The sequence below is a fragment of the Pontibacter harenae genome (assembly GCF_020907245.1).
Lineage (GTDB): Bacteria > Bacteroidota > Bacteroidia > Cytophagales > Hymenobacteraceae > Pontibacter > Pontibacter harenae.
On record NZ_JAJJWH010000070.1, the window covers coordinates 1 to 11,989 of the forward strand.

The 11,989-nt window shown below is 47.9% G+C and carries 10 protein-coding genes; 6 read left to right on the forward strand and 4 right to left on the reverse strand.

From position 1 onward, the window contains the following. Positions 1-368: 368 nt before the first annotated feature. A complete protein-coding gene (locus LN893_RS19510; RefSeq protein ID WP_229973002.1) occupies positions 369-590 on the forward strand; it encodes a hypothetical protein in 222 nt (73 codons plus the stop codon). Here LN893_RS19510 and LN893_RS19515 read toward each other — a convergent pair. The 3 genes from LN893_RS19515 to LN893_RS19525 form a co-directional block, all read right to left on the reverse strand. Continuing rightward, positions 577-1,953 carry a GH1 family beta-glucosidase gene (locus LN893_RS19515; RefSeq protein WP_229973004.1) on the reverse strand — a complete coding sequence of 459 codons (1,377 nt, stop codon included), beginning with the start codon at positions 1,951-1,953 and terminating at the stop codon, positions 577-579. The two genes, LN893_RS19510 and LN893_RS19515, sit on opposite strands and share 14 nt — an antisense overlap. A gap of 75 nt (positions 1,954-2,028) precedes the next feature. Continuing rightward, positions 2,029-3,015: a glycosyltransferase family protein gene (locus tag LN893_RS19520; protein WP_229973006.1), complete on the reverse strand. Its 987-nt coding sequence runs from the start codon at positions 3,013-3,015 to the stop codon at positions 2,029-2,031. Continuing rightward, a complete protein-coding gene (locus LN893_RS19525) occupies positions 3,012-3,860 on the reverse strand; it encodes a UDP-2,3-diacylglucosamine diphosphatase (RefSeq protein WP_229973008.1) in 849 nt (282 codons plus the stop codon). The genes LN893_RS19520 and LN893_RS19525 overlap by 4 nt, the downstream gene beginning before the upstream one ends. A 979-nt stretch (positions 3,861-4,839) precedes the next feature. Between LN893_RS19525 and LN893_RS19530 the strand changes: the two genes are divergently transcribed. Next, complete coding sequence (locus tag LN893_RS19530) at positions 4,840-5,007, forward strand: hypothetical protein (RefSeq protein ID WP_229973009.1); 168 nt, start codon at positions 4,840-4,842, stop codon at positions 5,005-5,007. Positions 5,008-5,181: 174 nt separating this feature from the next. Here the strand turns inward: LN893_RS19530 and rluF are convergent, their stop codons facing one another. Continuing rightward, the gene (gene rluF / locus LN893_RS19535; protein WP_229973010.1) at positions 5,182-6,165 is read right to left on the reverse strand and encodes a 23S rRNA pseudouridine(2604) synthase RluF; all 984 of its coding nucleotides are present in this window, start codon (positions 6,163-6,165) and stop codon (positions 5,182-5,184) included. Positions 6,166-6,606: 441 nt separating this feature from the next. Between rluF and LN893_RS19540 the strand changes: the two genes are divergently transcribed. From LN893_RS19540 to LN893_RS19555, 4 genes are all read left to right on the forward strand, one after another. Beyond that, positions 6,607-7,413 carry a transporter gene (locus LN893_RS19540; protein WP_229973011.1) on the forward strand — a complete coding sequence of 269 codons (807 nt, stop codon included), beginning with the start codon at positions 6,607-6,609 and terminating at the stop codon, positions 7,411-7,413. 320 nt (positions 7,414-7,733) lie between these two features. After that, entirely contained in the window at positions 7,734-8,387 is a 654-nt protein-coding gene (locus tag LN893_RS19545; protein ID WP_229973012.1) for a (2Fe-2S)-binding protein, read from the forward strand. Continuing rightward, entirely contained in the window at positions 8,384-9,367 is a 984-nt protein-coding gene (locus tag LN893_RS19550; protein ID WP_229973013.1) for an FAD binding domain-containing protein, read from the forward strand. The genes LN893_RS19545 and LN893_RS19550 overlap by 4 nt, the downstream gene beginning before the upstream one ends. 12 nt (positions 9,368-9,379) lie before the next feature. Beyond that, positions 9,380-11,623: a xanthine dehydrogenase family protein molybdopterin-binding subunit gene (locus LN893_RS19555; protein ID WP_229973014.1), complete on the forward strand. Its 2,244-nt coding sequence runs from the start codon at positions 9,380-9,382 to the stop codon at positions 11,621-11,623. The last annotated feature ends 366 nt before the right edge of the window (positions 11,624-11,989 follow it).

Consider the following 11,989-nt stretch of genomic DNA (forward strand, 5'->3'; position numbering starts at 1 on the left):
TTACCCTAACAACCGACACCTGCTTTTTTATCCAAACAAATCAAAACAGCCTCTAAGTATAACACAATGAGTTTCCTATTTTAGTGTTAGGTTATACTAGCCTTGCTTAATAAATGATTTCACGTAATCTTGAAGATAAGATAACTTAGGCTTGACACAGTTGTGACATCCGAGGCGTTACATTTGTAGCAAACAATATTAGTGTCGGCTTAAGGAAAGTATTTTTAACAGAGAGTTCTTTTATATATGTTCTGCAACTATCACAACCTGGAGGTTTCATCAAATTGAACAAAGCCAGGCCTGCAGAAATGATTAAGGGTTGCCACGAATAATACATTGAAAAGGACTAATAACATAGACAAATAATTATGCTGGAATACATCAAGACTATTTTATTAAAGGTAAGCTTCGATAAAATGCTGTTCGAGAAAGAACTTAGAAAAGGCCTGAAAATGCTGGAGCGAGAACAACTGCCGCAGTTCAGGAGGTGGTGCTATGAGATGTTTTCAGACTCGCACCCAGTTGCCCTGAAAAGGGTCTTTCAAATTAATGCGCTTACTTCTGGTAAGTCCCGCTTCACCTTTTGCTGAGAAAATTACGATACCAGTAGCCTGACGACTTGACCGTACGCTGCTGCGTATCAAAGTCCACGTGCACAAGACCGAAGCGAGGGTCGTAGCCTTCCGCCCACTCAAAGTTATCAACCAACGACCAGACAAAGTAACCATGCACCTTGGCTCCATCTTGTTTGGCCCTGAGCACCTGCGCCAGGTAGCGCTGCAGGAATTCGACCCGCTCTGGGTCATGCACCTTGCCGTCCTGTAACGTGTCCGCAAATGCGGCTCCGTTTTCCGTCACGATAAGCTTTTTGATGCCCTTGTAATGGCTGAACTTTTGCAGTATGTGGTAAATCGCCTCTGGGTAAACCTCCCAATTCATTAGGGTGTAGGGAACATTCCTTTTCTTAGGCGGCACTAGGTTGGCTTGCACAAAAGGTGTCCAAAAGGCATATTTAACCACCTCGCGCGTATAGTTCTGGACACCGATAAAATCGAAGTCGAACATCAGTTTCTCCTCGTCACCTGCCTGCATGTACTTTTCGATGCGGCGCATAAACTTTAAGTCTTGCAGGGGGTAACCTAAGCCGAGAGAGGGCTCCAGGAAGAGCCTGTTCAGGAGTGCGTCCACGCGTACGGCGGCTTTCATGTCCTTCTCCAGCGGCCGAAGCGGTTCAATGTGGGAGCAGGAGAAGGTAGTGCCCACCTCTGCATCTGGAAGAAACTCCCTGATGGTTCTTCCTCCTTCCGCCTGGCACAGGGCAGCATGGTGCACGGCAGGTATAAAAGAGCCAAAGCCTCTGCGGCCAGGAGCATGTACCCCTAGAAAGTAACCAGCGCCCGTAAAAACCATTGGCTCGTTGAGCACCATCCAGTGCTTTACCCTATCGCCAAAGAGCTTTACACAAAGGGCAGCGTACTCCTGGAACCAACCTAGTATATCGCGGTTCGCCCAGCCGCCTTTCTTCTCCAACTCGTGGGGCAGGTCCCAATGGTAGAGGGTAATCCAAGGCGTTATGTTGAGTTCGAGGCAGTGGTCGATTAGGCGGTTGTAGTAGGAGACGCCTGCTGGGTTTGCGCGGCCGCGGCCCTCAGGCAACAGGCGAGCCCAGGAGAGGGAGAAACGGAAATTAGGGATTGCCAGCGACTGTACCAACGCCAGGTCATCGGAGTAACGGTTAAAGAAGTCGCAGGCGAGATTACCGTTGTGGTTCTGCTTCACCTTGCCTCGTTTGCCTGAGAATACATCCCATATAGAGGGGCCTTTACCTTCTGCCTCATGTGCCCCCTCTATCTGATAGGCAGCGGTGGAGGTGCCCCACATAAAGTTTTCGCCAAAGTCTGCCCTGCTAAACCCTGGCTGTCCCAGGGTCTGTTCTTGGTAGTGGTCTATCATATTTAAAAGCCGCAGTTCCCAGCAAGGCTGTAAGCTGCGGCGTTGAAGTCTAATGTTTTGTGTTTTTTTATAGTACTATGTATTCTCCTGTACGATACGTGCTACGATGGCGTCCGTCTCATCCGGGTAATCCACCTCAACGGGTAAGCCGTTCTCTATCCAGTCCTCTATAGTCGGCAGATGCTTTTTCTTAAGGCTTTTGACGGTAGTAACTCCCATGTACCTAAGCACGGCTGCGTTGCAGACCTGCTCGAATTGGTTTTTCATGGGCACAACCAGCAGCTTTTTCTGGAGGTACAAAGCCTCTGAGGTTGTTCCGAAGCCAGCCGCACAAAGTACGCCAGCAGCCGAGGCCATGCTTTTCAGGAACATCTCGTTCTGTATCGGCTGAATGGAAACGTTCTCGTACTGGAAAGCCTGCTTGTTGTGCTTTGAAAATACCTGCCATTTTGACTTTCTGAAGTTGATGAGCGTGTTCAGAATTTTGAGGTCGTCGTGTGCAGGCAGGTACACGGTGTAATGCCCTTCGTTACTTACCTCCAACTCACGCACCTGGCTTCGGATAATGGGGGTAAAAATGGTGTCGTCGAATCTGGAGAAGTGAAAACCGTAGTGGGTTGGGGTGGGAGAATAGCTCTTCAGTATAAGTTTGCCCACGGTGTCTGTTTCCTTTGGCTTCGGCACGCTTGCATGGAGAGCGGCCACCTGATTGCTCAGACCGACGCAGTGCTTTTTAGCCAGCATACAGGCCCAGGCCGAGACAGGCTCAAAGTCTGTTACAACCAGATCATACTCCCTCACGGGGAGTTGGCGCACTTCCTTGTAGAAGCTCCTGGAGTTGATTTGCGCAAAGGTGCGGACAAGGTCCACGCCGCCGCTTTTTCCGAAAATAAAGCTAAGCCCGTTCAGGCGGTACTTCACGGGGTGGGGCAGGCGAAGGTCTACCTGGCAGCCACTGACGAGAATATCTAGTTCGCCGCGCCGCTGTAGTGCAGGTATCACATCAAGTGCCCTTGTCAGGTGCCCGTTTCCAGTGCCCTGTATAGCGTAGAGTATCCTCACGCGCGTTTCATGTTAAGTTCGACCATCAGAAGCTGGAACAGTTGCACGTTTGTCATCAGCTCTTCATCCTCTGGGGCATCGGCAGAGAGTACGTCCAGGTCTTCTCTGAAGCTGTAAAGGCTCCAATCTCCTGCGTTGTACTCCAGTGCAGTCAGGTTCTCAATCCAGTCACCTGAGTTGAGGTAGGTGACCGAGCCTTTAGAGTTACTGATTTCCTTAATCTCGGGATGGTGAATATGCCCGCAGACAACATAGTCGTAACCGTTGGAGATGGCTATGTCCGCTGCCGTTTGCTCAAAGCCATTGATGAACTTCACAGCGCTCTTGACACGGTTCTTGATGTTGCGGGAGAGGTACACCTGCTCTCTGTTCAGCTTCTGAGAAAAATAGTTGACAACGCGGTTCAGCAGGATTAGTGAGTCGTAGCCTTTTGCGCCGAGCTTGGCCAGCCACTTTGAGTGTTGCATGGTGACGTCGAACACATCGCCGTGGAAAAGCCATGCCCGTTTTCCATCTAATTCCAGCACCACCTTGTTGACTACCTGGAAAGAGTTCATCCTGAAGCCCGCGAACTTACGAAGCATCTCGTCGTGGTTGCCCGTGACGTAGTATATCTTGGTGCCTTTTGTGATAAGGCTGATCAGGTGTTTGACTACCCGCATGTGGGAGGGGGGCCAGTAGCTTTTGCTGAACTGCCAGATGTCAAATATATCGCCGTTCAGGACGAGGACCTTAGGTTTGATGCTTTTTAGGTACATCAGCAGTTCTTTCGCATGGCACCCGTAGGTACCCAGGTGCACGTCTGAGATGACGGCAACTTCCACGCTTCTTCTTCTTTTCGCCATACAGAGCTGTTGGGAGGGAGCTTAAGTAAGTTTAACTTATGTTCTGTTAAATTTGAGCGGGGAATGGAAGGAGCTTAGCCTGTACAGGAAAAAGCACAGCACCTTACTGGTCACCGCACCCGCGGCTTCTCTCGCCTGTTCGACTATCTTTTGGCTTCTATTTCGGATCATCTTCCTATAGGTTATTTAAACATGTCTCTAAGGTAAGTATAGAATGTTTCCTGCACGTTACCAGTTAGTTAAGATTAAATTAATATTTAGGTGTTGCACAGTAGGAGCTGTACGGTGCTCATTTGCGCCCAGTCATTCTTCAGAAAACATTATCTACCTAGACGTGGAAAAATTTAGTGCGGGAAATGGAAGTGCTAGTCACGGGCAGTGTTATCTGTAGGTTACCTGTATTATTAATTCTTTATATCGCTCTGCCTTGGTTTGAGGAGCAGAAAAAGCTGTCTAGCTTTGTAGCATCAAGATTAGATTAGTTTGGTGAGGACGCCTGCCTTTGCAGGTGTTTTCTCTTTTTAGGGGGCTTGTTAAATTGCTGGCTACAGCTCCTTATAACTTGAATTTTAATGTTATGCTGGAGGGTTCTTAGTAGGCAGCAATGCGTTGTTGAAGTGACCAGTCTTTATACTGGCAAGGGAGGTAAGCAACATCTTCTATTCAGAATGTTGGTGCCAGTACTCCTATAGGAATATAAATAACGCCCGCCTACCCTGTAGAAGATGCTTATAGTCTTTTTTAACCAGCAGACGTTGCATCAGCATCAGGCCAGACATGCTCATGTCGAGCCTTCTTCAGATCTTTCTGCAATCTATAATCTCCTTCTTTTCTTCAGTCAGCCTAACGTTGGATAGGTCAGGCGAGCTGTACTTTTGCCACCACTTGCTCAGTCGGCTAGGACAGGTGCCCGACTTGTCGGCAACTTCTTTCACCAACCCCCTCGCATAAAACAGATCAACAGCAATTTTTTTGACTAATGTTGCTGAAGGAGAACGAGCAGCTGCCGTTGCGCCACCACATCAGGTGCGGTAGAGGCGGGAAGCTAGACTTTACTAAGAATGACTTTCAGATGGCCATCCTTTACATGGTGAAAGGATGGTGTGGCAATCAAAATCCGCTGACTACAGTTATAGCACAATTTTAGCGAGCTTCAAACCAGTACCTTTTCCCTTTGAACATGGTACTATTACAACTAGTGCTCTTGCTTTTCCAGTTGTTACTCGTAGAATATTTCCTCGGTTCAACTAAGTCGAAAACAAGAGTGCCGTATTTTCTTATTCTGCTACCATTGCTGTTACTTTAGAAAGTTTTTTTACCCTTACCTTCTTTTTCCGCCGCTTTTACCTTTGTTACCTGCATTGCCTCTGGCGGCACCTTTTGCTGTGCCTCTTGATCCTCTGGCACTGGGTTTACTGCTGCCTGGTTTGCTGCTTTTAGTGCCCGCGGCACTTTTGCTGCCTGCTTTCCTGGCACCATTGGCACGAGCTGCTTTTGCAGGGGATGAGAAATTGTCTTTTGGCTTTGGTTTGTCCTTTTTAGCGGGAGTGGTGGAAATAGTTTGTTTTTTAGAAACAGAGCCTTCTTCTGTCTTGGTAGAGTCAGCAACCAGGCGCAGCAGTTCTGCAACTTCAGCATCTGTCATATTGCGCCACTGGCCAAGCGGAAGCTTTGCCAACGAGAGGTGCATGATGCGCGTCCGTTGCAGTGTTTGTACCTCGTAGTCAAGTGCCTCGCACATGCGCCTGATCTGGCGGTTCATACCCTGTGTCAGGATTATACGGAACTTAAAAGGACCTTCCTGGGCAACAAAGCACTTTTTGGTATTGACTCCCAGTATAGATACGCCACTACTCATTTTTGTGATGAAGTCCTGTGTGATGGGCTTGTTAACAGTAACCACATACTCCTTTTCATGCCTGTTGCCAGCACGCAGAATCTTGTTTACAATATCGCCATTGTTGGTAAGAATTATCAGTCCCTCCGAATCTTTATCGAGGCGGCCCACTGGAAAAATGCGCTCTGGGTAGTTTACAAAACTGATGATGTTGTCTCTTTGTGAGCGGTCTGTAGTTGTTTCGATGCCTGCAGGCTTGTTTAGTAACAGGTAAACAGGTTCTATGGCATCTGTCTGCAGCAGGTTTCCGTCCACCCGAACTTTGTCGGTAGCTTTCACCTTCGCTCCAACTTCAGGTTGTTTGCCGTTAACTGTAACACGACCCTGCTCTATCAGCTTGTCTGCCTCCCGACGGGAGCAAGTACCAGTGTCGCTAATGAATTTATTTAATCTGGTTAATTCCATCATGTTTAATGGCTGCCTTTATGGATGTTGGTATCGTCAAAAAAATCTTTCACTTAGCTATACGAATATGAAAGATGCCTGTGGAGTCAAAAGTACGGGTAAGTTGGTTATTAACCTATCAGGGGAATGGGAAAGGAGCTTGCACAGATTTCTGTACAAAAAGAAAGAGGGGAAAGCGATGATAAGATCAGCTTTCTCTCTGTTAGTAGACCAAGACACTCAAACATCGAACAATCTGAGTATTTATATGACTACCACCGCTGAAAGCTTTGAGCTAACTGTCAGTAAACTGCTGTCGTGAAGTCATTTATAGTAAGTTGAGTTTAAAGTGGTCGCTTTTTTTCTCTAACAAACCTGAATGGCTTCAGCGTTTATATATCGCAACTTGAGTTGGATTGTTGTTTGGGCATGACTAAACGTTGCAGCCATAGATGAGGTATAGATATGATAAAAACATATCTGATGATTACTGGATTATCAAAAGTACTAGGTGTACTTAATATCGCATTATTGTTTTTGCTACTACAGGTTACTAAAGGCATTGCTCAGGATGTTTCCAGAATAGATGCGGGCAGGCCAGATAAGTCTCAGGGTACATCAGTGGTGCCAAAAGGCCTGGTTCAGGTAGAGGCAGGGCTGCAATACCAAAAAGACGACCTAAATGGACAGGATGTGCGAACACGTTCTTACCCCACCATGACGTTGCGTTATGGTTTGCTAAACAAAATTGAGCTGCGAATTGAGGGAGGTCTGCAGGACTCTGTTTTCAATGAAAGAGGTTCTTCCTCAAGAACAAGAGGGTTAGGTCCTGTAACGGCTGGTGTTCGTTATGTTATGTGGAGCGGAAAAGGGATAATTCCGGATGCCGCTTTTACAGGTACTGTTACGCTACCAGTTTCGAATGCCTTAAGCCCACCAGATCCGGAGGCCATGTTAAATTTTGGTTTTTCAAATACCTTGGCCAATTGGTTGTCGCTCACTTATAGTGTGAGGTATGGGTGGATTTACCGCGATACTGAGTTACGGTATGCTGCTGACCTTCGTGCCGACTTAAGCAAGACTTTTTCGATGTACATAGAGTATTTCAGCATAGAAGAATCTTCTGCTGCTGTACGGCATCATGCCGATGTTGGTGTGTTGTGGTTTCCGAAAGCTAACATCCAACTAGATGTGTCTGCGGGTATTGGCCTCAACGAAGCCGCTCCTGCTTATTTTGCCACTACAGGCATTTCAATTCGACTACCTCATTAAAAATAAAAAAAGCTCCAGTTCAGACAAGAGTAGCCTTGGTTATTGGCACCTACTACTTAAATTATTATTTCGATAAAGCCAAGAGTAGCAGCACATGAGTAAAGCTTTGGTTATACCTCGCTTTGGTTTATGGGTTAAACAGATGCAGCAGATCTTCGGCAGTGGCAGGACGCGCTTCCCAATTCTTTGAACAACATCAAAGAAAATTGCGTAGCCCTTTTAAGATTGATGAACTTCGTAAGTCGTTTTTAACAAGAGTGAAAAACAAACTTAACCCGAAGTTACCTCTCACATACCTCTCTCATTTAATACAATAACCTATGGCAGACGATAAACACTGTGGTGGTGCTTCGGAAGAGCAGCACAGCTGTAGCAAGCACAACGAAGCCCGACGGGACTTCCTAAAGCATTCTTCTCTTCTGACAGCCCTTGCGCTTACTCCTTCAGCTGCAGTGAAAGCTGCAGAGAATTCCTGGGACGAAAAGCTGGCCGAGAAATTCGAACAAGTACGGGTAACACTCAACATCAACGGCGAAAAGAACAAACTGAGCATTGAGCCACGAGTAACGCTACTAGACCTGCTGCGGGAACAGCTAAACCTGACGGGTACCAAAAAAGGCTGTGATTACGGCCAGTGCGGAGCCTGCACCGTGCACGTAGACGGAGAACGCATTAACTCCTGCCTTACTTTCGCGGTTATGCTGGAAGGCAAAAAAATAACAACTATAGAAGGACTCGCTGACGGCACTGACTTACATCCTATGCAAGCTGCTTTCATAAAACACGACGGCTTCCAATGCGGCTACTGTACACCAGGGCAGATTATGTCGGCGGTGGCCTGCATACGCGAGGGACATGCCAATTCTGAGGAGGAAGTGCGCGAGTATATGAGTGGCAATATCTGCCGTTGCGGCGCTTACCCTAATATTGTGAATGCAATTCTTGAAGTGAAAAACGGAGGGCAGAAAGTATGAATCAATTTCAGTATGCACGCCCCTCTAAGCAGAAAACTGCCATTGAGGCGATTGCCAAAGACCCAAACGCACAGTTTATAGCAGGCGGCACGAACCTGATCGATTTGATGAAGCGGGGCGTGATGGCACCAGAAAAGCTTATTGATATAAATAGGCTACCCCTGCGAAAGATTGAAAAGGAGAATAACGGTGTACGTATTGGTGCCCTGGCACTGAACAGCGTCGTAGCCGAAGACAAGCTGATTCTGGAAAGGCACCCTTTGTTAGCTCAGGCGCTAAAATCTGGAGCCTCAGCGCAGCTGCGCAACATGGCAACGGTGGGAGGCAATATGATGCAGCGTACCCGCTGCCCCTATTTCTACGATACCGCTATGCCCTGCAACAAACGGGAACCAGGTACAGGATGCGGTGCTATGGAAGGTTTCAACCGTATGCACGCCATCTTCGGCTTCTCCGACAAATGTATTGCCGTTAACCCCAGCGATATGAATGTGGCCTTAGTGGCGCTCGATGCATCTGTGTTGGTAGCAGGTCCTAAAGGAGAAAGGCGTATACCGTTTATTGAGTTCCACCGCTTGCCTGGTGATAACCCGGAGGTGCATACTAATCTGCAAAAAGGAGAATTAATCCTATCTGTGGATATACCAGACGGACCTTATACCAAGCATGTGCATTATCTGAAAGTTCGGGAACGGGCTTCTTTTGCCTTTGCACTCGTGTCGGTAGCTGCTGCCCTAGACATAGACGGGAGTACCATTAAAAGCGCTCGATTGGCCATGGGCGGTGTGGCGCATAAACCCTGGAGATTAACTGAAGCAGAGAAAACACTGGTGGGTAAACCTGTTTCCGAAGCTTCTTTTCAGCAGGCAGCCGAAGTGGCGATGCGCGGCGCCAAAGCATTCGAACACAATGCTTTTAAACTTATACTAGGGCCTAACTCCATTGTGCAGGCTTTAAAAACAGCAGCAGGGATTGCTTAAAACAAACTATAGATGAAGCAAGAACAGATACAAGATCCTTTTGTAGGCGACCCGATGAACCGTGTGGACGGCAGGCTGAAAGTTACGGGTGGTGCCAGATATTCCGCAGAATTCAACCTCCCAAACATGGTCCATGCTGTGCTGGTAACAAGCACAATCGCTAAAGGGCGCATCAAAAGCTTAGAGACCAAAGCAGCAGAAAGAGCTTCTGGCGTACTGGCAGTTATCTCGCATTTAAACTCTCCTAAAGTTCCAGGCTTCGCTCAAAACGACCATCCGTCCGAGCCTTCTACAGGAGGGCAACCGCTGCGTGTTTTTTACGATGATAAAGTTTACTCTAACGGTCAGCCTATCGCTGTGGTGGTGGCGAACACTTTTGAGCGTGCCCTATATGCGGCCTCACTGGTAAAGGCGCAGTATGAGCAGGAGAAACACGAAACAGATTTTGAGGCAAATGTTGAGAATGCTTTCCTTCCTTCTCAAGCTAAAAACAACAAAAACTCTAATCTGGCTGACTATGTACGAGGCAAAGAGAACGCCTATAAAACAGGTGCCGTTAAAATCGAAGCGGAATATGTTCAGCCAACGGAAGTACACAACCCCATGGAAATGCAGTCCATTGTTGCCCATTGGGAAGCTGAAGATAAGTTAACGGTATACGATAAAACACAGGCTGTAAAAGGCACTCAAAGCGCATTTGCCAAAGACTGGAACATACCGAAGGAAAATGTAAAGGTAATTGCCACTTTTGTAGGCGGCGCCTTCGGTAACGGCTTGCATACCTGGCCCCACGAAACAGCCGCCATTATATCCGCAAAAAAGGTTAACCGTCCGGTAAAGCTAATGCTGACGCGTGAGCAGATGTTTTTTATGGTGGGCTACAGGCCGCACACTTGGCAAAAAATAGGCATGAGTGCCACACCAGACGGCAAAATAACGGGCATCAGCCACGAAGCAATAGGCCAAACCTCCTCCTACGAAGAGTTTACAGAATCGACGCTGCAGCAGACGAAGATGATGTATGAAAGCCCGAACGTGGACACCCGTTACCGCATATTGGCGCTGGATGTAAGCACTCCGATCTGGATGCGTGGCCCTGGCGAAGCCACTGGTGCGTTTGCACTGGAATCTGCTGTGGATGAAATGGCTTTTGCCTTGAACATGGACCCGATCGTGTTCAGGATGATAAACCATACTGACAGAGATCCTGAGAAAAATTTGCCCTGGTCTACGAAGTACTTGCGGGAATGCATAGAGGAAGGCGCTAAGCGTATAGGTTGGGAGAAACGTCAGCTAAAGCCAGGCTCCGTTAAAGTAGGGGAGTGGCTGGTAGGCTACGGAATGGGAGTAGGTACCTTTGGTGCGAACTTCAGGATGGCACAGGCAACAGCCCGCCTGCAGCAGGACGGCAAGGTGGTCATCCAAAGCGCAACGACAGATATTGGCCCTGGAACTGGGACAGCCATGGTACAGATTGCCGCAGATGAGTTAGGTGTAGTTCCAGCACAAGTAATATTTCAGCTTGGAGACTCTGCCTTTCCCCATTCCCCTTCACAGGGTGGTTCCTCTACTGTTTCGAGTGTAGGCTCTGCAGTACAGGCTGCCTGTACTGCCCTAAAGCAAAAACTGCAGGAGTTGGCAGTAGCACAAGGCCATACAGGTTTTCAGGCCGCAAAGCCAGAGTCGCTGTCGCTAAGCGAAGGTCGACTTGCTTTGTCAGGTAATGCATCTGCCACCATAGAGCTTGCCGATCTGATGAAGGGACAGCAGGAAGTAGTTGTTACCGCCGAAGCCAAACCAGGCGAAGAGCGTAAAAAATATTCGATGTATTCCTTCTCGGTGCACTTTGTGGAGGTGCATGTGCACCCCGTAACAGGTGTGGTGCGCGTAAACAAAATTGTTTCCTGTGCCGATGCAGGCACTATCGTGAACGAAAAGACTGCTGGCAACCAGTTAATAGGCGGTGCCGTGGGCGGTATTGGTATGGCCCTAATGGAGCATGCTGTGCTGGACCATCGTTTCGGCCGTTACGTTACCAAAGATCTGGCAGAGTATCACGTGCCTGTTCATGCCGATATTCCGCAGGTCGACATATTTTTTGTAAATAAGCCTGACCCTTACACCAATCCGCTTGGCACAAAGGGTATTGGTGAAATTGCTCTGATCGGGATGGCCCCCGCTGTTGCCAATGCCGTGTTTAATGCCACAGGTAAACGCATCCGGGAGCTGCCTATTACACCAGATAAGCTTCTTTAGCAAAGGAGAGTGCTTGTCCACAAGGAGTTCGGGTGCACCTCAACTAGCCGCAAGCTGTACGTGTACATTGACCAGAGTAAGTTTCAACAGGTCCTAAACAATTTTATTCGTAACTCCATCAAGTTCACTTAGATCAACGGTAGGGTATAGGTCGGCAGCAGCGAGAAGGAAGTGACCTTGCCTGATAACAAAATAATGGTGAAACGGCTTATCCGCAGGGGGTACGAATCTTTGCTCGATTACTACAGGAAGGTAGCTCCACAGCTTAACGAACCGCTGTATACGAGACTCGTACATACAGTGGTGTGAGTGTGTCGTCCTGAAAAAAGTTGACACTTTTTATGTGCTAATCCGCACATAGGTTTA